This is a genomic window from Micromonospora globosa, assembly GCF_000717585.1.
In the GTDB taxonomy this organism is placed as follows: Bacteria; Actinomycetota; Actinomycetes; order Mycobacteriales; family Micromonosporaceae; genus Micromonospora; species Micromonospora aurantiaca.
The window spans coordinates 94,679-114,822 of record NZ_JNZR01000020.1 but is presented as its reverse complement, the minus strand read 5'-3'; the positions used below and the strand labels follow the sequence as shown (position 1 = coordinate 114,822).

The 20,144-nt window shown below is 73.6% G+C and carries 24 protein-coding genes; 9 read left to right on the top strand and 15 right to left on the bottom strand.

Annotated features, from left to right (window positions below):
• The first annotated feature begins 218 nt into the window (after window positions 1–218).
• The 3 genes from mobA (at window position 219) to IF06_RS0119570 (ending at window position 2,439) form a co-directional block, all read left to right on the top strand.
• A complete protein-coding gene (gene mobA, locus IF06_RS0119580; protein ID WP_030272697.1) occupies window positions 219–965 on the top strand; it encodes a molybdenum cofactor guanylyltransferase in 747 nt (248 codons plus the stop codon).
• Window positions 962–1,219, top strand: coding sequence for a DUF6457 domain-containing protein (locus IF06_RS0119575; RefSeq protein WP_013289326.1), 258 nt, complete (start codon window positions 962–964; stop codon window positions 1,217–1,219). The genes mobA and IF06_RS0119575 overlap by 4 nt, the downstream gene beginning before the upstream one ends.
• A gap of 65 nt (window positions 1,220–1,284) precedes the next feature.
• A complete protein-coding gene (locus tag IF06_RS0119570) occupies window positions 1,285–2,439 on the top strand; it encodes a T3SS (YopN, CesT) and YbjN peptide-binding chaperone 1 (protein ID WP_030272695.1) in 1,155 nt (384 codons plus the stop codon).
• A gap of 7 nt (window positions 2,440–2,446) precedes the next feature.
• Here the strand turns inward: IF06_RS0119570 and IF06_RS0119565 are convergent, their stop codons facing one another.
• Window positions 2,447–3,403 (bottom strand): zinc-binding dehydrogenase, encoded by a 957-nt coding sequence (locus IF06_RS0119565; RefSeq protein WP_030272689.1) that lies wholly within the window; start codon window positions 3,401–3,403, stop codon window positions 2,447–2,449.
• A gap of 61 nt (window positions 3,404–3,464) precedes the next feature.
• Complete coding sequence (locus IF06_RS0119560) at window positions 3,465–3,923, bottom strand: Lrp/AsnC family transcriptional regulator (protein ID WP_013289323.1); 459 nt, start codon at window positions 3,921–3,923, stop codon at window positions 3,465–3,467.
• Between the two features lie 59 nt (window positions 3,924–3,982).
• Between IF06_RS0119560 and ddaH the strand changes: the two genes are divergently transcribed.
• Window positions 3,983–4,816, top strand: a complete 834-nt coding sequence (gene ddaH / locus IF06_RS0119555; RefSeq protein WP_176739752.1) for a dimethylargininase — start codon at window positions 3,983–3,985, stop codon at window positions 4,814–4,816.
• Between the two features lie 86 nt (window positions 4,817–4,902).
• Here the strand turns inward: ddaH and IF06_RS0119550 are convergent, their stop codons facing one another.
• Both IF06_RS0119550 and IF06_RS0119545 read right to left on the bottom strand, forming a co-directional pair.
• Window positions 4,903–6,123, bottom strand: coding sequence for an ABC transporter substrate-binding protein (locus IF06_RS0119550; RefSeq protein WP_013477498.1), 1,221 nt, complete (start codon window positions 6,121–6,123; stop codon window positions 4,903–4,905).
• A gap of 49 nt (window positions 6,124–6,172) precedes the next feature.
• Window positions 6,173–7,000 (bottom strand): alpha/beta hydrolase family protein, encoded by an 828-nt coding sequence (locus IF06_RS0119545; protein ID WP_013289320.1) that lies wholly within the window; start codon window positions 6,998–7,000, stop codon window positions 6,173–6,175.
• Between the two features lie 57 nt (window positions 7,001–7,057).
• On the opposite strand from IF06_RS0119545, the gene IF06_RS0119540 reads away from it, so the two are divergent.
• Window positions 7,058–7,648, top strand: a complete 591-nt coding sequence (locus IF06_RS0119540) for a bacterial proteasome activator family protein (protein ID WP_013289319.1) — start codon at window positions 7,058–7,060, stop codon at window positions 7,646–7,648.
• A gap of 35 nt (window positions 7,649–7,683) precedes the next feature.
• Here IF06_RS0119540 and IF06_RS0119535 read toward each other — a convergent pair whose 3' ends face one another.
• The 3 genes from IF06_RS0119535 to IF06_RS0119525 form a co-directional block, all read right to left on the bottom strand.
• Window positions 7,684–8,496: an HAD family hydrolase gene (locus IF06_RS0119535; protein ID WP_030272685.1), complete on the bottom strand. Its 813-nt coding sequence runs from the start codon at window positions 8,494–8,496 to the stop codon at window positions 7,684–7,686.
• Window positions 8,496–9,317 carry an HAD family hydrolase gene (locus tag IF06_RS0119530; RefSeq protein WP_013289317.1) on the bottom strand — a complete coding sequence of 274 codons (822 nt, stop codon included), beginning with the start codon at window positions 9,315–9,317 and terminating at the stop codon, window positions 8,496–8,498. The genes IF06_RS0119535 and IF06_RS0119530 overlap by 1 nt, the downstream gene beginning before the upstream one ends.
• A gap of 167 nt (window positions 9,318–9,484) precedes the next feature.
• Window positions 9,485–10,174 carry a hypothetical protein gene (locus IF06_RS0119525; protein WP_232236717.1) on the bottom strand — a complete coding sequence of 230 codons (690 nt, stop codon included), beginning with the start codon at window positions 10,172–10,174 and terminating at the stop codon, window positions 9,485–9,487.
• A 162-nt stretch (window positions 10,175–10,336) separates the two neighbouring features.
• On the opposite strand from IF06_RS0119525, the gene IF06_RS0119520 reads away from it, so the two are divergent.
• From IF06_RS0119520 to IF06_RS0119510, 3 genes are all read left to right on the top strand, one after another.
• Window positions 10,337–10,765, top strand: a complete 429-nt coding sequence (locus IF06_RS0119520; RefSeq protein ID WP_013289315.1) for an OsmC family protein — start codon at window positions 10,337–10,339, stop codon at window positions 10,763–10,765.
• Between the two features lie 89 nt (window positions 10,766–10,854).
• Complete coding sequence (locus IF06_RS0119515) at window positions 10,855–11,199, top strand: metallopeptidase family protein (protein ID WP_026268384.1); 345 nt, start codon at window positions 10,855–10,857, stop codon at window positions 11,197–11,199.
• A 95-nt stretch (window positions 11,200–11,294) separates the two neighbouring features.
• Entirely contained in the window at window positions 11,295–12,014 is a 720-nt protein-coding gene (locus IF06_RS0119510; RefSeq protein WP_013289313.1) for an AIM24 family protein, read from the top strand.
• A gap of 42 nt (window positions 12,015–12,056) precedes the next feature.
• Here the strand turns inward: IF06_RS0119510 and pheA are convergent, their stop codons facing one another.
• The 4 genes from pheA to IF06_RS0119490 all read right to left on the bottom strand — a co-directional run bounded on the left by pheA (window position 12,057) and on the right by IF06_RS0119490 (window position 14,979).
• Entirely contained in the window at window positions 12,057–13,013 is a 957-nt protein-coding gene (gene pheA, locus IF06_RS0119505) for a prephenate dehydratase (protein ID WP_013289312.1), read from the bottom strand.
• A gap of 10 nt (window positions 13,014–13,023) precedes the next feature.
• On the bottom strand, window positions 13,024–13,563 hold the full coding sequence (locus IF06_RS0119500) for a hypothetical protein (RefSeq protein WP_036311149.1): 540 nt from the start codon (window positions 13,561–13,563) through the stop codon (window positions 13,024–13,026).
• A gap of 85 nt (window positions 13,564–13,648) precedes the next feature.
• Complete coding sequence (locus IF06_RS0119495) at window positions 13,649–14,098, bottom strand: hypothetical protein (protein WP_013289310.1); 450 nt, start codon at window positions 14,096–14,098, stop codon at window positions 13,649–13,651.
• Window positions 14,099–14,241: 143 nt separating this feature from the next.
• Complete coding sequence (locus IF06_RS0119490; RefSeq protein ID WP_013289309.1) at window positions 14,242–14,979, bottom strand: hypothetical protein; 738 nt, start codon at window positions 14,977–14,979, stop codon at window positions 14,242–14,244.
• Between the two features lie 162 nt (window positions 14,980–15,141).
• Between IF06_RS0119490 and IF06_RS0119485 the strand changes: the two genes are divergently transcribed.
• On the top strand, window positions 15,142–16,356 hold the full coding sequence (locus IF06_RS0119485; RefSeq protein WP_013289308.1) for an arginine deiminase: 1,215 nt from the start codon (window positions 15,142–15,144) through the stop codon (window positions 16,354–16,356).
• Between the two features lie 10 nt (window positions 16,357–16,366).
• Here the strand turns inward: IF06_RS0119485 and IF06_RS0119480 are convergent, their stop codons facing one another.
• From IF06_RS0119480 to IF06_RS0119465, 4 genes are all read right to left on the bottom strand, one after another.
• Entirely contained in the window at window positions 16,367–17,251 is an 885-nt protein-coding gene (locus IF06_RS0119480; RefSeq protein WP_013477492.1) for a DUF5926 family protein, read from the bottom strand.
• A gap of 86 nt (window positions 17,252–17,337) precedes the next feature.
• The gene (locus IF06_RS0119475; protein WP_404803126.1) at window positions 17,338–17,754 is read right to left on the bottom strand and encodes an ATP-binding protein; all 417 of its coding nucleotides are present in this window, start codon (window positions 17,752–17,754) and stop codon (window positions 17,338–17,340) included.
• A 64-nt stretch (window positions 17,755–17,818) separates the two neighbouring features.
• The gene (locus IF06_RS0119470) at window positions 17,819–19,273 is read right to left on the bottom strand and encodes an ATP-binding protein (RefSeq protein WP_030272676.1); all 1,455 of its coding nucleotides are present in this window, start codon (window positions 19,271–19,273) and stop codon (window positions 17,819–17,821) included.
• A gap of 76 nt (window positions 19,274–19,349) precedes the next feature.
• A complete protein-coding gene (locus tag IF06_RS0119465; protein ID WP_013289304.1) occupies window positions 19,350–20,141 on the bottom strand; it encodes a glycerophosphodiester phosphodiesterase in 792 nt (263 codons plus the stop codon).
• Between the last annotated feature and the right edge of the window lie 3 nt (window positions 20,142–20,144).

The window sequence follows — 20,144 nt, the reverse complement described above, 5'->3', positions numbered from 1 at the left end:
CCCACCCACCACCCACCCCACCCACCCCGGCCGGCCCGGCCGGCCCGGCCGGCCCCAGGCCCGATGATCGACACCAGTTCGGCGAAGTGGCGGTATCGGAGGGCCCTGGATGCCACCACTTCGGCGGAAAGCAGTCGATCAACGTCGGAAAACCGCCGACAACGCTGGGCGCCGGCCCGAGCCGGACCGGCGGTCGTGGCTGTGGCTACTGTGAGGCGGTGACGGGGTACGCGGCGATCCTGCTCGCCGGTGGCGCGGCCCGGCGGATGGGCGGCGTGGACAAGCCGGCCCGGGCAGTAGGCGGCCGGCCGATGCTGCACCGGGTGCTGGACGCGGTGGCCGACGCGGACCAGCGGATCGTGGTCGGCTCGTCCGGCCCGCTGCCCAGGGGAGTCCGGACGGCCCGGGAAGAGCCGCCCGGGGGCGGTCCGGTGGCCGCTACGGCAGCCGGGTTGGCGTTGCTCGACCCCGGTACGACGACAGTCGCAGTGCTCGCCGCCGACCTGCCGCTGCTCACCACCGCAGCGGTGGCCGAGCTGCGACGCGCGCTCGCCGCCTGTCACTCCCGCGACGACCCGCCGCCCGCGCTCGACGCCGCAGCCGCCGGGCCAGAAGACGCACCTGCCACCGCCAGGTCGGAAGACGCACCTGCCGCCGTCGGGCCGCAAGACGCGCCCGCCGCCTGGCGGGAGACGCTGGACGGTCGGTCCGCCGCGCTCGCCTGCTACGTGGACGGGGACGGCCGCCGCCAGCACCTGTGCGCCCTCTGGCAGGTACCGGCCCTGCGGTCCGCCCTCGACCGGCTCGCCGCGACGCGGGGCGGTTCGCTCGACGGCGCGCCGGTACGCGGGCTGCTGGCTGACGTCGCCGTACGCGAGGTGTCCTGGTCCGGCTCGGGGCCGCCGCCGTGGTTCGACTGCGACACTGACGAGGACGTACGCCGGGCGGAGGAGTGGACGAGATGACGGTGCTGGACGACTGGGTCACGGCGGTCTGCGCGGAACTGGACCTGGACCCGGCGGGGGTGCCCGTGCCGACAGTGCTCGACGTGGCCCGGGACGTGGCCCACCAGGTGGTCCGGCCGGGAGCGCCGGTCACCGCGTACCTGCTGGGGCTGGCGGTGGGGCGCGGCGCGGACCCGGCCGCGGCGGCCGAGCGGCTCAGTGCGCTGGCCGGTTCCTGGCCGGTGGACCTGGGTGGTTCCACGCCTGAGGATTAGCGCCTCGCGCGGGATTCGGTCCCCTTCGCGCCTGGGTAGGGTGGCGGGAACGGACGGAGGCGATCATGACGGCAGACCACCCCTCGGAGCCGGTCGACGAGCCTGCCGGCGGCGCGCCGGAGCACCACGCCACCGGCGCCACGTCGGCGCATCAGGCCACCGGCGGCGCGCCGGAGCACCACGAGTCGATCCTGCTCGACGAGCCGACCACCGCTGATCTGCGGGCCAAGGTCACCGAGGCCTGGCGGGAGTTCGCCCGGGCGCTCGCCGACCGGCTGCGCGGGCTGCCCTCCGGCGGGCACCTGGAGGTCACGCTCGACCCGACCGCCTCGGGCACCGGCGACGCCGTCTACTCGGTGAGCGTGGACGCGGGCGAGGCGGGCCGTCTCTCGGCCCGCGCGGTCGGAAACGCCACGCTGCCGCAGGGCTACCGGCTGGACCGGGCCGCGGTGGCCGACATGGTGGCGCTCGGCTGGTCGCCGCCGGGTGTGGTGCCGGGTTCCGGGGAGCAGTTCGGGCTGGACTGCGGCACCGACGAGGCGACCCGGCTGGCCGCCGTGCTGTCCCGGACGCTGCGGGACGTCTACGGCGCCCCGCATCCGGCCTTCCTCGTCTACCTGGTGCACGACGCCGAGGGCGAGGCGCTTCCCGTAGAGCCGCTCGGTACCGCGCGCAGCGAGTTCGGCCCGGACCGCGACGTCGAGGCCGACCTGGACGAGGCGCTGGCCGCGGCGGCGGCCGCCCAGTCCGGCGAGAACGACGTGCTGGCCCTGGAGGAGCGGGTCCGCACCGTCGTGTCGACAATGCTGAAGTCCGCGTCCGACCAGCTTCAGGTCGACTCCGACGGTGACATCAACATCCGGGCCGGCTCGGCCATGGTCTTCGTGCGGGTGCGCGACAACCCGCCGCTCGTGGACGTCTTCTCGCCGGTGCTGACCGAGGTCGAGCCGACCGAGCGTCTCTACGTGAAGCTCTCGGAGCTGACCAACCGGATGCCGATCGGCCGGCTCTACTGCGCCGACGACACGGTGTGGGCCTCGATCCCGGTGTTCGGCCGCAACTTCCAGCCCACCCATCTGATGCTCGCGGTGCAGGTGATGACCGGTCTCGCCGACGAGCTGGACGACCGCCTGCACGGCGAGTTCGGCGGCAAGCGCTTCTTCGGCGAGGGCGACAAGCCGGCCCGGGCCGAGGAGCACCGCACCGGCATGTACCTCTGAGCGCTGCTCAGCGTACGTCGAGCAGCGTCTTGCCCACCGTCCGACGGGCCTCGATCGCGGCGTGCGCGGCGGCGGCCCGGTCCAGCGGGAAGCGCTGCCCGATCAGCGGCCGCAGCCGCCCGGCCGCGCCCTCGGCGAGTGCCGCCTCGGTGAGGGCGCGCAGCTCGTCCGGGCCGGGCCGGGGGCTCAGCAGCGTCACCCCGCGTGCGGCTGCCGACTCGGCCGGGATGTCCGCCCAGGTGCCGCCGGCCAGCCCGAAGCTGAGCATCCGTCCGCCGGGGTCCAGCAGGTCGAACGCCTCCCGGGCGAGCGGCCCGCCGACGCCGTCGAACACCACGTCGACGGCGCCCACGGCGTCCCGGACCCGGTCGGTCCAGCCCGCCTGCCGGTAGTCGACCACGACGTCGAGCCCGGCGGCACGGAGCACGGCCACCTTGCGGGAGCCGCCGACGGCGGCCACCACCGTGGCGCCGGCCCGTGCGGCGAGTTGGACCAGCAGCGATCCGACCCCGCCGGCCGCCGCCTCCACCAGGACGCGGTCACCGCGCCGCAGCCCGGCCGCCCGGGCCAGCATCAGGGCGGTCCGGCCGTCGGCCATCAGCGCCACCGCCGCGTCCAGCGGCAACCCCGGGGGTACGGGGACAGGCGCGCCCTGGTCGACCACGACGCGCTCGGCGTACCCGCCGGTGCCGCCGGTGGCGGTGACCACGACGCGGCCGGCGAGCGCCGGGTCGGCGTCCGGTCCCAGCGCGGTGATCGTGCCGCCGACCCCGTTACCGGGGATCACCGGCAGTTCGGTGCCGAACGGCCCGAAGCCGCTGGCCCGGAACATCGTCTCGACGAACGTGATGTTCGCGTGTGCCACGTCGACGAGCACCTGGCCCGGTCCGGGTGCCGGGTCGGGCGCCGTCCCCGGCACGAGCACCTCCGGTCCGCCGAACTCCCGCAGCCACACCGCACGCATACCGCCCCCTCGCGTCCCGCCGGTCATCGGTGTCAGTGCACGACATGAAGCGAGGTTGAGGTCAAGGCGTGGACGGTCCGACGCCGGGGGACTCGACCAGCCGGGAGAGCACGATGGTGCTGCGGGACGACGTGACGAACGACTCGGCGCGCAGGCGTTCCAGTGCCTCCTCCAGGTGGGAGATGTCCGCGGCGCGCAGGTGCACGAGCGCGTCCGCCTCGCCGGAGACCGTGTACGCGCCGACCACCTCGGGGTGCCGGCGGGCGGCGGCGCCGATCTGCGCCGGCGTGGTCCGGCCCGCGCAGAACAGCTCGACGAACGCCTCGGTGGTCCAGCCGACCGCGGCCGGGTCGACGACGGCGGTGAATCCCCGGATCACCCCGGCGGATCGGAGGCGGTCGACGCGTCGCTTGACGGCGGGGGCGGAGAGTGACACCCGGCTGCCGATGTCCGCGTACGAGGCGCGAGCATCCGCGACGAGTAACGCAATGATTCGCTGGTCAACCGCGTCTATCTGCAACGTTCTGCTCCCGGGAAGCAATGCTTGTGGCTGTTACCAAAGTTGTACCGTACCTACTCTTGGTGACCGTGAACCAGCAGCGAGTCTCGCGAAAGCGGACATATCTCATGTGCTCGCCCGAGCACTTCACGGTCGAGTACGCGATCAACCCGTGGATGGACGTGACCACGCCGGTCGACGCCGACCTGGCGGTCAAGCAGTGGGACCGGCTGCGCGAGACGCTCGTCGGGCTGGGCCACGAGGTGCACCTGCTCACCCCCGAGGCGGGTCTGCCGGACATGGTCTACGCGGCCAACGGTGCCTTCGTGGTCGACGGCAGCGTCTACGGCGCCCGGTTCAAGCACGAGCAGCGGTCCGCCGAGGCCGCCGCGCACCGGGCGTTCTACGAGCAGCAGGGCTGGCGGTTCATCGCGCCGAGCGAGACGAACGAGGGTGAGGGCGACTTCGCGTACCTGCCGGAGGCGCACGGCGGCCTGATCCTGGCCGGGTACGGCTTCCGGACGGAGCCGGCCGCGCACGCCGAGGCGCAGGAGGCGCTCGGGCGGCCGGTGGTCTCGCTGCACCTGGTCGACCCGCGCTTCTACCACCTGGACGTCGCGCTGGCCTCGATCGACGACGAGAACGTCGTCTACTACCCGGGGGCCTTCTCGGCCGCGAGCCAGAAGGTGCTGGCCCAGCTCTTCCCGGACGCGATCGTCGCGGACGACGAGGACGCGCTGGCGTTCGGCCTGAACCTGGTCAGCGACGGACTCAACGTGGTGCTGAACAACGAGGCGACCCGGCTCGCCGGCAAGCTGAAGGCGGCCGGCTACCACCCGGTCCCGGTGGAGCTGGCCGAGCTGAAGAAGGGCGGTGGCAGCGTGAAGTGCTGCATCGCCGAGCTGCGGCACTGAGCCAAGGCTCGACGCCACGCCACGCCTCGGCGCGAAAGGGCGGCCTCCCGGTGGGGAGACCGCCCTTTCGCGTGTACGAGGGCTTGTCAGCCCAGCGTCGCCAGCTCGTTGATCACGACGTTGGAGAGCAGCCGGCCGTCGGTCTGCACCCGGCGCAGGTACCACTTCTGCTGCGGGGTACGGGTCTGGTTGAACTGCCAGGTGCCGCGCGGGCTGTCCACCTGGCCGACCTTGCCGAGCGCCAGGTTGACCTGCTGCGGCGAGGGGTTCGACCCGGCCAGCCGGATCGCCTTGTCCAGCACCAGCGCGGCGTCGTAGGAGGCCATCGCGTACGTGGTGGGCGCCGAGTTGAACGTCTTCCGGTACGCCGAGGCGAAGATCCGGTTCGCGGTGTTGTTGAGGTCGGCCGAGTAGTTGAGCGCGGTCTCGATGCCGTACGTCTGGATCAGCTTGCGCTCGCGGCCCTTCTCCCCGTCGTCGAGCTGGTCGAGCGCGGTGCCCTCGGTGAGGAAACCGGGGGCGTAGATCGGTCCCCGGTAGCCCTGGGCGTAGAGCTGCTTGACGAACTGCACGGCCTGCGCGCCGGAGTAGTGGCAGAAGACCGCGTCCGGGTTGCGCCCGAGCGCCTTGCGGATCGGCCCGGAGTAGAGCGACCGGGAGGGGTTGGGGTCGTCGTCGGTGAAGATCGGATCCTCGGTGAGCCGGCGGCCCCGCTCGTACGCGCGCCGCAGCCCTTCGATGACGTCCTGGCTGCCCGGGCCGCGGGTGCCGAAGATGGCGATCCGGCTCGACGCGTCCAGCTTCTGGCGCAGGTACTCGCCGAGCGCCTCACCGGGCTCGGTCAGCACGTACGACGTGCGCCAGATGTAGACGACGCCCTGGAGCGTCGACGGGGAGGCGTTGGAGCCCAGCAGGGGCACCCGGGCCTCCTCGACCGCGTCCTTGATGCCGGTCATCACGGTGGGGCTGACCACGCCGGTGAGCGCGAGCACGCCCTCCTTGAGCAGCCGGTCGACGGCGGCCTTTCCGGTGGCGGCGGTGTCGCCCTCCTCGGCGGTCACGACCGTGACCGGGTGACCGGCGATCTGCTGGCCGCGCATGCTGAGGAAGAGCTGGAAACCGTTGGTGATCTCGTCACCGATGGCCTTGTTCGCCCCGCTGCCGGGCACGATCAGCCCGACTTTGATCGGGCTGCCGGATCCGGCCTCGTCCCCGGTGTCGTCCCCGGATCCGCAACCCGCCGCCAGTCCGGTGGTACCCAGCGCGGCCAGCAGTTGCAGCGCCCGCCTGCGGTTCATCTGTGCCACCGAATTTCCTTCCCGACGGGGCGGCCATGGTGCACACCCCTTCGGCGTTCTACCTGGTCGACGACGCTGCGTCAATGCCCGGAAGATCATCGTGAAGCGACCGCAACGCCTCCACCACCTGGGGCCATGCGGTGGAGCCCGGTGCGATCAGCCCGAAATGCTCGCATTCGGGCAGCTCAACGAGCGTGGCGGAGCCTCCGGTGGCCCGATCTGCCGCCACCCAGGATCGGCTGATCGCGATCGGGACCTGGACATCTTGATCACCGTGGATGACTACTGTGCGTGTTCGGATGGGCACCAATGCCGATGGATCCGCTGCGGCGTACCGGTCCGGCACGTCGTCCGGGCCGCCGCCGAGCAGCGCGGCCACCGCACCCTCGTCCAGGTCCAGCCGGTACGCCTGCGCGAGGTCGGCCACCGGCGCCAGCGCGAGCACCCCGCCGACCGTCTCCGGGGCGTGCGCGGCCACGTACAGGGCCAGGTGCCCGCCCGCGGAGTGACCGACCAGGATCGGCGGCACGGGCGCCACCCGGCCGGGCAGCGCGGCGGCGGCGAGTTCCGGCAGCGCGGCGATCCCGGCGCGGACGTCGGTCAGCGTGTGCGGCCAGCCTCCGTCCGGCCGGCCGGTCCGGCGGTACTCGATCTGCGCGACCGGGTGGCCGAGCGCGGCGAGCGCCGCCGCCATCGGGCCGGTGTGGGCCCTGTCGTACTCCGCCCGCCAGAAGCCGCCGTGCACCACGACCACCAGCGGCCGGGGCGGCCCGTCGCCGGCCGGGAGGCGCAGGTCGGCGCACTGGTCCGGATGGTCGCCGTAGGAGACCGTGGCATCCGGGGGCGGGGACGGGCGGGTCAGCACCTCGCGCGGGTCGGAGAGCATGCGGCGACCGTAGCGTCCCCCGGACCGGCCGCGTGCACATGGTCGGCGTGGGTAAAGATGGGTGCCATGACCGAAGCGCACTCCGCCGGACACGACGACGAACAGGGCAACGATGGCATCCCCGGCACCGTGGTGGTGGTCGGGCCGGACGGCCGCCCGGTCGGCACGGTGCAGACCGACGAGGGCAAGGGCGAGGACCCGACCCGTCTGGTCGAGCAGCCGGCCAAGGTGATGCGGATCGGCAGCATGATCAAGCAGCTGCTGGAGGAGGTGAAGGCGGCGCCGCTCGACGACGCGAGCCGGCACCGGATGCGGGAGATCCACGAGCGCTCGATCGTCGAGTTGAAGGAGGGCCTCGCCCCCGAGCTGCGCGAGGAGCTGGAGCGGATCTCGCTGCCGTTCACCGAGCAGCAGGCGCCGAGCGAGAGCGAGCTGCGGATCGCGCACGCCCAGCTGGTGGGCTGGCTGGAAGGGCTGTTCCACGGCATCCAGGCCGCACTGGTGGCCCAGCAGATGGCCGCCCGCGTCCAGCTGGAGCAGATGCGTTCCGGCCGCCAGGCGCTGCCCAGCGGCCCGGGCGGCGTGATGCCGGGCATGCCCGGGATGCCCGGCGGCGGCGAGGGCCACGCGCCCGGCCAGTACCTGTGACCCGTCGGCCGGGGCGTGTCATGCGCCCCGGCCGGTCAGTCCAGCTCGAAGACCTTCTCCAGGTACGCGGCCACGCCGTCCTCGGTGTTCGGCCCGGTGACCTCGTGTGCGATCTCCCGTACGGCCGGATGGGCGTTGGCGACGGCCACCGCCCGTCCGGCCCAGGCCAGCATCGGCACGTCGTTGGGCATGTCGCCGAAGGCCACCACGTCCCGCTCGTCGACGCCCAGCCGCTCCGCGTACCAGGCCAGGCCCGCCGCCTTGGTCACACCGGCGGCCGAGATCTCGATCAGTCCGCTGTACGACGAGTGGGTCGCCTCGGCCAGCCCCTCCAGGGCGCCCGCCACCACCCGCACGAAGACGTCCGGATCCTGCTCACCGGCCCGTGCCAGCAGCTTCACCGCGGGCGCGGCCAGCAGTTCCTCCGGCGACTCGACGGCCCGGATGGCGTCGAGGTCGGCGTCCCAGCGCAGCGGGTAGTGCACCTCGTGCCGCATCTGGCGGCTGTCCACGATCTCCACGGCGAGGCTCACGCCGGGCACCTCGGCGCGCAGCCTCCGGGCCACCTCGGCCAGCAGTTCCGGGGCGAGCGGGTCGGCCCGGAGCACCTGGTCGGTGGCCGGGTCGTACACCACCGCGCCGTTGGCGCAGATGGCCGGCAGCGGCGCGGCGAGCTGCTCGTACACCATCGGGAGCCAGCGGATCGGACGGCCGGTGACCAGGACCACCGGGGTGCCGGCGGCGGCGATGCGGGCCAGCACCGCGGCGGTACGCGGGCTGAGCGACCGGTCGTCGCGCAGCAGCGTGCCGTCGATGTCGGAGGCGACGAGCCGAGGTGGATCTTCCATCACCGGGAGAGTAGCCGGTCCAGGTAGACCGCGACCCCGTCGTCGTCGTTGCGCAGGGTGATCTCGTCCGCCGCGGCGCGCACCTCCGGGTGGGCGTTCGCCACAGCCACCCGTGCCCATCCCGCCCAGTCGAACATCGGCAGGTCGTTCGGCTGGTCGCCGAAGACCAGCACGTCGGCCGGGTCCACACCGAGCCGCTCGGCGATGACGCTGAGCCCGCTGGCCTTGTCGGTGCGGGGCGGGCAGATCTCGATGAAGCCGAGCCCGGCCTGGGTGAGCGTGGCCACGTCCGGCGGCACGATCGCCCGCGCGGCCGTCAGCAGCTCGTCCACGTGGTGGTCGGCGGTCCGGGCGAACGCCTTGATCACGTCGCAGGACAGGCATTCGACCCGGCTGCGCGCCTCGAACCGGTCCGGGTAGGGCCAGCTCGGGTGGTAGTCGCCCCACAGCGGCGCGTCGTGCTCGTCCGACGCCTCGACCATCACGGTGAGCGGGCCGACCGCCGCCTCCAGGTCGGTGAGGATGCGGGCCAGCACCTCGCCGGGCAGCCGCTCGTCCCGCAACACCAGGGGCCCTTCCGGGTCGCTCTGGTCCACCACCCGGCCGCCGCCGGCCATCACCAGGAAGTCGGCGGCCCGGATGTCGTTACGGGTGAGTTCGGTGAGGCGCGGTCCACGACCGGTCGCGCCGACCACCGGGATCCCGGCGGACCGCACCCGGTCCAGCACCCGATGGGTGTACGCGGAGACGGTCTCGTCGCTGCGGACGAGCGTGCCGTCGAGGTCGGTGGCGATCAGCTTGGGCAGTCCCGGGCGGGTCATGGTTCCTCCTTCGCCCGCCGCCGTCACGCCGGCCGACCAGGTCCTCGGTGCCGCGACCATGGGACGGCGGGCAGCAACCGTATCTCGCGGAACGGGCGGCAACCACGGCTTTCCGGCGAATCGGCGGCGAAGCTCCGGTGGCCGCCGGAGGCGCTGCCGGACCTGGTTCAGTACGACCGTTCGGGGCCCGCGAACGGCACCGTGGGCTGCACCGTCAGATCCGCCGGGGCCGGGGGCACGTCGTCCTCGTCCGCCCGGCGGCGGCGCTCGGGCCGGTCTTCGTCCGGCTCCCCGTCGGTGGGCGTCCCGCCGGCCGCCCGGCCGGCCAGGTGCAGCGCGGCCGCCAGCAGTGCGACAGCGACGAACGCGCTGACCAGGCCGCGTCCGTGCTCGACCTGAAGGCGCTGCTCGCCGACGAAGAACAGGATGCGCCGGGCCAGCTGTTCGAGGGAGGAGGCGGTCGCGACGAGCACCCCGAGCACGCCCGCCGCGAGACCCAGCCCGGCCAGCCGGGCGTGCTGCCGCACCGCCGGGGCGCCGCGCAGCGCCAGCCCCACCGCGACCGACAGCCCGAGCAGGCCCACCAGGTACGCCGTACCGAACCCGCCGATCTCGGAGATGCCGCTGGTCAGCCGGGCGGGTGCGTCGTCGCCCCGGGTCTCGGCCGGCACCGTGATCGCCAGCCACTCGCCGATCAGCGAGGCGATCGCGGCCACCGCGCCGAGCCCGGTGAGCACGGGCGGCAGACGGCGGTCCCGGCCCAGCGCGGCGAGCGAGCGCGCGGCCCGGCCGGACGACTCCGGCTCGGTGTCGCCCCACTCGACGATCGTGGTGTCGTCGGACCTGTTGTCCTGCATGGGGATTCGCTTGTCCTGCCGGGGAACGGGGAGATCCTGCGACATGGCCACCCTTCCCGTGCGCGGGCCTGCGTCGAATCATGGCACAGCCCGCTTCCGCCGGCCGGGATCACGACCCGGGGTCCGGTGCGGGGCGGCGCGCTTTCGGTTAGCGTCGGTGCCATGCCTATCCGTACCGCATCCGCTCGCTGGCAGGGCAACCTCACCGAGGGGTCCGGCACCGTCCGCACCGGCAAGGGCGGCCTGTCCGGCAACTACTCCTTCAAGTCGCGCTTCGAGGAGGGCGAGGGCACCAACCCCGAGGAGCTGATCGGCGCCGCGCACGCCGGCTGCTTCTCGATGGCTCTCTCCAAGCAGCTCGCCGACGCCGGCGCCCAGGAGACGGCGGTGGAGACCACCGCCAAGGTGCACTTCGACAAGACCGACGCCGGCATGACCGTGACCCGCATCGACCTGGAGACCGTGGGCCAGGTTCCGGGCATCGACCAGGCCGAGTTCACCAAGCTCGCCGAGGCGGCCAAGGAGAACTGCCCGATCTCCCGGCTGCTGTCGCCGGGCGCGCAGATCACGCTGAACGCCCGTCTGGCCTGACATCGCGTACGGCACCGCGGGGGTGTCCTGCGGGACGCCCTCGCCGTGCGGTGTGCCCGATCCGGAGGGAGTGACCGGGCCGCGTGGCCGTGGAGATGAGCCGGGACCGGTTCGAGGAACTGGTCGGTGAGGCGCTCGACGAGGTACCCGAGGAACTGCTCGGGTTGATGAGCAACGTGGTCATTCTGGTGGAGGACGACCCGCCGCCGGGTGAGGACCTGCTCGGCCTGTACGAGGGGCACGCGCTCACCTCTCGCGGCTGGGACTACTCCGGCGTGCTGCCCGACCGCATCCTGATCTACCGCAACCCGATCCTGGCGATCTGCGACACCGACGACGACGTCGTCGACGAGGTGGCGGTGACAGTGGTGCACGAGATCGCCCACCACTTCGGCATCGACGACGAGCGCCTGCACGCCCTTGGCTGGGGCTGACCGGCCTCCGGCGCGTCCCCGCCCGGCTGATTCCGGCGGTTGCGCCGGTCCCCTAACCTGCGGGTCAGGCAGATCCTGATGCAGGAGGAAAACCCATGCGCAGCGCGCTGTTCTCCGCGGAGAACCTTGAGAAGGAGTCCCAGCAGCCCGGCATGCGGTTGCAGAACTCCAAGATGCTGAAGATCGAGCTGAACGGCGAGGCGATGGCCCGGGTCGGGTCGATGGTCGCCTACCAGGGGCAGGTGCAGTTCCAGGCCCTCGGTTCCGGCGGCATCGGCAAGTTCATCAAGCAGCGGCTCACCGGTGAGGGAGTGCCGCTGATGAAGCTCTCCGGCCGCGGCGACGTCTTCCTCGCCGACTTCGCCAAGGACGTGCACGTCATCGACCTGGAGCCGGGCGACGCGCTGTCCATCAACGGCTCCAGCGTGCTGGCGTTCGACTCGACGCTCCAGTACGACATCAAGATGGTCGGCGGCGCCGGTTTCGCGTCCTCGTCCGGCCTGTTCAACTGCGTCTTCACCGGCCACGGCCGGATCGCCGTCACCACCAAGGGCACCCCGGTGGTGCTCAACGTGGACGCGCCGACGTACGTCGACCCGCAGGCGGCGGTCTGCTGGTCGGCGAACCTCCAGACCGGCTACCACCGCGCCGAGCAGCTCGGCCTGGGCACGTTGCTCGGCCGCAGCACCGGTGAGGCGTTCACGATGAGCTTCGCCGGTCAGGGCTTCGTCGTGGTCCAGCCCTCGGAGGAACCTCCGGTGGCCGGCAGCGGCTCCCAGCAGCAGGGCGGCGTGCTCGGCGGCCTGCTTCAATGACGGCCGGTGCCCGGGGCGTCCGCCGAGGTCGCCCCGGGCCGGTCAGCTCAGCTCGCCGGCCCGCAGCCGGGACACCCAGGCCGCCGCGTCGGCGTAGTCGGCGTCGGTGAGCCCGGCCGGCACCGGCGTCTGCTGGTCACCCGCCGCCGTGCTCCAGCGGTGCCGGGGGTACGACCCCAGGAAGCGCACGTCGGCGCAGACCCGGCGCAGCCCCTGCAACGCCTCGCCGAGGCGTACGTCGGCGACGTGTCCGGCGCAGTCCAGGAAGAACACGTAGCGGCCGAGCGCCTCGCCGGTCGGGCGGGACTCGATCCGGGTCATGTTCACGCCGCGCACCGCCAGCTCCATCAGCACCGCCAGCAGCGCACCCACCCGGTCGTGCGCGAGGCACACCGCGAGCGAGGTCAGGTCGTCGCCGGTGGGCGGCGGGGGCGGACCGGGGCGGGACACCAGCGCGAAGCGGGTGACCGCGTCCGGGTGGTCGGCGATCTTGTCAGCCAGCACCGCCAGCCGGTGCCGGGTCGCGCCGATCGGGGCGCAGATGGCGGCGTCGTACTCGCCGCTCGCCGCACCGGCCGCCGCGGCGCCGTTGGAGAGCACGTCGACCACTGTGGCGTCGGGCAGGTGCTCCCGCAGCCACCCCCGGCACTGGGTGGACGCCTGCGGGTGGGCCGCGACGGAGCGGACGTCGGACAGCGTGGTGCCGGTGCGGGCGGCCAGCACGAACTCCACCGGCAGGACCACCTCGCGGGTGATCACCAGCGGGTCGCCCTCGACCAGTTCGTCGAGCGTCACCCCGACCGCGCCGCCGATGGAGTTCTCCAGCGGCACCAGCGCCGCGTCCGCCTCCCCGGCGCGTACCGCGTCGAGCGCCTCGCCGACGCTGCGGGCGGGTGTGCGGTCCCCGCGCTCGGCGGCGGGCACCGTTCGCAGGGCCTGCTCGGCGAAGGTGCCCTCGGGGCCCAGGTAGACGAAGCGGGTCGGCGGTGTTCCCGGCATGCCGACCAGCCTACGCACCCGGCGTGCCGTCGCAGGCCAGGGTACGGATGCCGGCCGGCGCCACGGTCCGTACCTCGACGCCGCACACGTCCGTGCCGGCGGTGACGAGGCGCGGCGTGCCGCTCTCGCCGCGCGTGACCACCTGCAACTCCTCGTGCCCGGTGACCGTCAGCACGGTGTACTGCCAGCCCTCGGCGCAGAGCGGACCGGTCGCCACGGTGACCCGGACGTCGCGGGGCAGTACGCCGGCGGATCCGCGCAGCAGCGCGACGATCCGGTCGCCGGAGGGCCGCCCCCGGCAGGGCGCCGCGGACGCCGGTACGGACGGGGAGAGCGTGGGCGGGAGGACGGGCGTCGGTGGGGCCGATGTCGCGCTCGGGCTGGGCGTGGCGGACGCCGACGGGACCGGGACGGGCGTGGCGGCGGCGGGTGGCGCACGCAGCTCGGGCGGGGTGCCGCAGGCAGCGAGGGCGAGCAGCGTCAGCAGCGCCAGCGGACGGTGGCGGCGTCGGGGGCGTGGGGTGCGGGGCACGGGGGCGTCCTCGGGCATCGAGGGATGTCGTCGTGTGGTGGGGCCGAGGCCATCGTAGGAGGATGACCGGCCCGGGGTGAAGGGCGCCGGGTCTCGTCGCGGGTCAGACCGCGGAGAGGAAGGTGAGCGAGCCGGCCACCGCGCCGTCGGTGAGCACCGGCGTGGAGATGGCGTCGACCGTCCGGCCGGCGTCGGAGCCGGGCCCCTGAACCCGCAGCAGGCCGCGGGCGAGCCGCCCGGAGTGCAGCGCGAGCAGCGGCGGGATCTTGTCGGTCTCCTGCTCGGTCAGCTCGCTCGGGCTCGCCGTGAAGTCGACCAGGCGCAGGCCGCCCTCCAGCAGCGGCAGACCGATCACGTCCTCCGGGGCGCCCAGGCAGAGCAGGTCGCAGCCGGACGAGGAGATCGCCACGACAGTGGTGCCGGCGTCGATCAGCAGGCACGGCTCGGCGGCCCGGGAGACCATGCCGGACCACTGCCCGAAGTTGTCGGACTCCTGCTCGGTGGATGCCGCGGGCGCGAACACTTCCGAGAGTGAGAGTTCGACGTGGGCCACCGCGCCTCCTATGTACACCGACGGTCTGTCCACGCTAGCCGGTCGGTGCGGCGGAAGCATCGGCTGCCGGGCGGCCGGCGACGGCGCGGACCGACGGAACCAGTCGGGGCGGTGCCGTGGGCCGCGTGGCGTCGCCGGAGACGTTACCGGCGGGCGGCCTGCTTGTCAGCGGCCGTTCGGCCCTCGTCATACCACCGGTAGTCGGCGGTTGGACGGTACGTGCCGTTGAACCACGTCGCCGGCGCCTGCGCGACGCGGGAGAGCTTCTCGGCGGTGGCCGGGCTGATCCGGTTCCCACCGGCCACGAGCAGGCGGTCCAGCTCGCGGTGGGTGGCCATGAGGCAGTCCTTCGGCAGGCCGTAGACGCTGATCACCCCGGAGCCGACGAACGTCAGCACCGGGGTCACCGGGATCGGCAGGCCGACCGCGTCGGAGAGGGCCTTGCTGGCCCGCTTGGCGTCCCGGCGCGCCTCCGCCACGTACGGCGGGCGCTTGCCGTTGATCTGGACCACGTCTCCGGCCACGAGCACGCGGGCCCGGCCGTGGTCGGCGATGGTGACAGCGAACAGACCGCTCGGACCGATGGCCAGGAACCCGGCCCGATCGTCGCGACCGCGGTCGAGCAGCATGTCCGCCGGGTCCGTCCGGGGCCACTCGATGACGTGCCACGCGGGACCGAGATGGTCGAGCTGGCCCAGGGCGCGGGCCCCTGCCGCTTCCAACCGGCGGGCCCCCCGCTCCGCCCGGCGACGCCGGGCCCACTCCAATGGAGTCGGTCGGGCCGGCTCGAGCACCGAGGTGGGCTCGACCCGGGAGTGCGGCACCGTGCGGGGCGGCAGTGCCCTGCTCGGTACGGCTCGACGAGCGGGAAAGACAGTCATCGCGACCTCCGGCAAAAGGTCTCTCGAAGTTATGTCTCCACTACCCTACGTTGCACACCCGGGGGCTCGGCAAGTTGGACCGCCGGAGTGAGTGCGGATGAATGCCATATTCATCCACACTTCTTTTCCGGATGGTGCGCAAGCCTGCCCTAGGCTGCGGGAGTGACCCACTATGTGGACAGCGAAGTCGCCCGCCTCGGGACGGTGCTGCTGCACCGCCCGGGACCGGAACTGGCCCGCCTCACCCCGCGGAACAACGACAGTCTCCTCTTCGACGCTATCCCATGGGTGGGACGCGCGCAGGAGGAGCACGACGCGTTCGCGGCGGCGCTGCGGTCCCGCGGGGTCGAGGTGCTCTACCTGGCCGACCTGCTGGTCGAGACGCTCGCCGTGGCGGACGCCCGGGCCGAGCTGACCGACCGGGTGCTGCGGTCCCGCCGGCTCGGCCACACGCTGCGACGCCGGGTCGCCGACCATCTGGCGTACCTCGACCCGGCCGGACTGGCCGACGTGCTCACCGCCGGGCTCGCCCACGAGGAACTGCGGATCGGCGCCGACCGCCCCGGCGGTCTGGTCTGGACGCTCATGGACCGGCACGACTTCGTCATCGATCCGCTGCCCAACCTGCTGTTCACCCGCGACTCGTCGGTCTGGATCGGCGACCGGGTCGGTGTGACCAGCCTGGCCATGCCGGCCCGGCGGCGGGAGACCACGCTCACCGACGCGATCTACCGCTACCACCCGCGTTTCGTCGGCACCGAGTTCGTCTACCACCCCCGGCTGGAGCACCTGGAGGGCGGCGACGTGCTGCTGCTCGCGCCGGGCGTGCTCGCCGTCGGCGTCGGCGAACGCACCACCCCGGCCGGCGCGGAACGGCTGGCCCGGCAGGTGTTCGCGGCCGGGCTGGCGCACACGATCCTGGTGGTGCCGATCGCGCAGGAACGCGCCACCATGCACCTGGACACGATCTGCACCATGGTCGACGTCGACGCCGTGCTGATGTACGCGAACGTCGCCGACCAGATGTCCGCGTACACGGTCATCGCCGGCGCGGACGGCGACGACCTGCGGGTCGACGGGCCGGCGCCGTTCCTGCGGGCCGCCGCCGACGCGATGGACCTCGACCAGCTCCGGGTGATCGACACCGGCCTCGACCCGGTCACCGCCGAACGCGAGCAGTGGGACGACGGCAACAACACGCTCGCGATCGCGCCCCGGCTGTGCGTCGGCTACGAGCGCAACGTGGAGACCAACGCGCAACTGGAACGGGCCGGCATCGAGGTGATCGCCATCGCCGGGTCGGAGCTGGGCTCCGGGCGGGGCGGCCCGCGCTGCATGTCCTGCCCGCTGGTGCGGGAGAAGGGCGGGGCCGCCTGACCCGGAGACGTCAGCGCAGCGTCAGCTGCCGGCCGAGCAGGCCCTGGCGGGCCCGGCGGCCGGCCGCGTCGAGCGGTTCCCGCTCCGCGACCGCCTCGGCGTAGCGCTTGGCGAACTCCGCCACCGGCGCCTCCCACTCGGCGGCCGGGGTGTCCTCCGGCAGGTCCCAGACCGGCGCGAGGCGCCCGTGCGCCCGGAACATGCCCGCGAACTTCGTGTCGTCGCCGAGCGTCAGCGCGCCCGCCGCGGCGAGCCGGGACAGCGCGTCCAGCGCGGCGTCCTCGTCCTCCGGCAGGACCAGGCGCACGTGGGCCTTCTCCGGCACCTGACACCAGTACGCGGCCGGCGCGGCGGCCAGCTTGACGGTCGGGTAGATCGCCGAGTTGGCCCGCTCCAGGGACGCCTGGACGTTCGGGTCGTCGGCGGCGCCCGGGTCGAGCCAGAAGTCGAACCCGTCGTGCATGGTGATCTCCAGCGGGCCGTCCACCAGGATGTCCTGGAGGCGGGGGCCCGGCCCGGGCAGCGGCGGCACGCTCACCTGGCCGCCCGGCTCGGTGCGCAGCGCGGAGATCAGCGCGTCGGCCAGGTCACGGGAGACGTCGCCGGACTGCTGGTGCCGTTGCAGGCCGATGAAGACCCGCCCGTCGGGCTTGGTCATCGCCGGGGCGGCCATCGGCAGCACGGTGGCCAGCGTGACCGGCCGGTCGCCGTACTCCTCGATCAGTTCCGGGGTCAGCCGCAGCGGCGCGGACGCGGCCGGGACCAGCTCGCGCAGGGCGATCCACTCCGGCTCGTCCGCCAGGCCCTCGAACGGCCGGGGCACGAAGACGTCGCGCACCTTCTCCCGCTTCGGGGTGGCCTCGCCGGCCCGCTGGTTCTTCCGACGCTTGCTCATGCGCCCGCTCCGCTCCGCTCGCTCATGGCGAGACAGCCTAGATGCCGGGTCTCGGCGGCGAGGGCCGGACCCGCCCGCCGCGTCGGTCAGCCGGCCGCGACCAGGTCGGTCCGCTGCGTCGGGACCGGGTCGAACCGCGCCCACACGCTCTGGCCCAGGCCGTCGCGCTCCACGCCCCAGCCGCTGGCGAGCCCGGCGACGATGTGCAGCCCTCGCCCGTCCGCCGCGTCCGGCGAGGCGGTACGCATGCACGGGCCGGCGCCTGATCCTCCGTCGGTGACCCGGAGTTCGACGCTCGGCCCCTGCTCGGTCGGGCGCAGCCGCCAGGCGACCCGCACGACGCCGCCGGGCAGCGCGTCGGCGTGCCGGACCGCGTTGCCGACCAGTTCGGCGAGGACCGCGACCAGGTCGGCCACCAGGACCGGGGGTACGACACCGGTCAGCTCGTCGGCGAGCCGGTGCCGGGCCAGGCGCGCGCCGGTGGGGTCGTGGGGCACCACCACGCACCACGACCGTTCGGCCGGACCAGTCGACACGTCGTTCCTTCCCCGCCCGTGAGCGCCCCGGTCAACCCCGGGGCAGCCGCACCTCTGCGACCGTACCGCCACCGGCTCTGGGCCGGAGGGATACCCATCCATTCTGCTGTTCAACGATCTGGCGGACGAGATAGAGACCGAGCCCGGCGCCGGGATACCGGCGGCGGTCGCCCGACTCCCCCTGCCAGAACCGGTCGAAGGCCCGCTCCACGTGTTCCGGCCGGATGCCGATGCCCCGGTCGGCCACCCGGAACGAGACGGTCCGCTCGTTCGCCTCGGCGGTGATCTCGATCGGCGTGTCCGGCAGCGAGTACTTCCCGGCGTTGGTGCCCAGTTCGGTGAGCACCGTGGCGAGGCTGTGCCGGTCGCCGAGCGCCTTGGGCAGGTCGGCGGGCAGGTCGAGCACGACCCGGTGCCGGACGTCCGCCGGCAGGTCCACCACCGCCGCGCGCAACGCGTCGACCAGGTCGAACGGCGCGGCCGGTTCGCCACCGGGACGGTTCTCGGTGGCGGCGGTCAGCAGCCGGTCGACCAGGCGGGCCAGTTCGTTGGCGCGCTGGCCGATGATCCGGGCGGCCTGCCTGCGGTCGCCGTCGCTCAGCGAGTCCCAGTGGTCGGTGAGCGTGTCCGCGTACCCCTTGATGACGGTGACCGGCGTCCGCAGCTCGTGGCTGGTCACCGCGACGAACAGGTCCCGGTCGTGGTCGCGCCGCTGCTGGTCGGTGGTGTCGCGGAAGCTGACCACGCGCAGCGCGTTCGGGCCGGGCAGTTCGCCGGAGGTGATCCGCAGCCAGCGGCCGTCCGGCAGCCGGTGGTCGAGCACCTGGCCGGGCGGCGGCAGCGGGAACGGCAGCGGCCGGCTCAACGCCTCGTCCGCCGGCCGGCCGGTCACCTCGACCGCGGCCGGGTTCCAGAGCCGGACACGTCCGTCCCGGTCCACCACCGCGAGGCCGTCGGCGAGCGCCGCCACGACCGGGCCGTCCCCGTGTACGGGCAGGCCGGTCTGGTCGCCGTACATGTGGGCGATGCACGCGGCGATGTAGCCGATGACGGCACGTTGCGAGGGTTGCAGCGGCTCGCCCAGCGGGTAGAGCGCGTGCAGGCTGCCGACTGTCAGCCCGCCGACCTCGGCACGTGCCACGATCATCCGGCAGAGGCCCCGGCCGGCGACCTCGACGGCGAGCGCGCCCGGGATCGCGTCGACCCGGACCTCCCGCACCGGCGGGCCGGCGAGCAGGCAGACGGTGGCGGGGTCGGTGGCGGGCAGCGGGCGGCCGAGGACGAACTCGGCGCTGCCGGTCGCCGCGATCACCCGTCCCCCGGCCGGGGTGAACTCCACGAAGACCAGTCCGGCGGCGCCGACCGCCGGTTCGACCTCGCGGAGCAGGCGGGTGAGCACGGCGAGACCTGACTCGCCCGAGTTGATCATGTTGATCACTGCGGTGTGGCCGGCGATGAAGGCGGGGTAGTCGGTTCGCTCCGGCATGTCCCGAGTGTGCCGCGCCGCCCGCGTCCGTGACACCCCCGGCCGGTCGACCGTCCCCGGTACCGATCGACGGGACTCACCGGCCCAACCGGGCCAGCGCGTGGGCCGGCCGGTCCGTGATCACCCCGTCCACGCCCGCTTCCAGCACGAGTTCCAGGTCCTCCGGCTCGTTGACGGTCCAGACGTACACCGAGTTGCCGGCGGCGCGCAGCGCGGGCACCAGCCGCGGGCGGGCCCGGACGAGGTCCACACCCGGGCCGGCGATCCGGCTGCCGAACGGCAGCCGGCCCAGCGGCAGCAGACGCGGCAGCATCTCCAGCAGCAGCACGGTGGGCAGCGCCGGGGCGAGTTCCCGGACCCGGCGTACGGCGAGCGGCGAGAACGACATCACCGTCACCTGGACGGGATGGTCCGGGCGGGGCTCGGCCAGCCCGTACCGGCGCAGCATCTCGACCAGGCGGCGCTCGACCTCGCCCCGGTAGCGGGACGGATGCTTGGTCTCGATCAGCAGCCGGACCGGCCGCCCGGCGGCCAGCACCGCGTCGAGCAGCCGCTCCAGCGTGAGCAGCCGGGTGTGCGACTCGTCCAGCGGCGCGTCGTCCTCGGCGAGCGTCGCGGCCCGGTGCCAGGAGCCGAAGTCCAGCGCCTCCAGTTCGGCGAGCGTCCGCGCGCTGACCAGCCCGCGGCCGTTGCTGGTGCGGTCCAGCCGGCGGTCGTGCACGCAGACCAGATGCCCGTCACGGGTCAGCCGGACGTCGCACTCCAGCCCGTCCGCGCCCTCGTCGAGAGCGCGCAGGTAGGCGGCGAGCGTGTGTTCCGGCAGGTCGTACGAGGCGCCGCGATGGGCGAAGACCAGGGGGACGGTCATGGC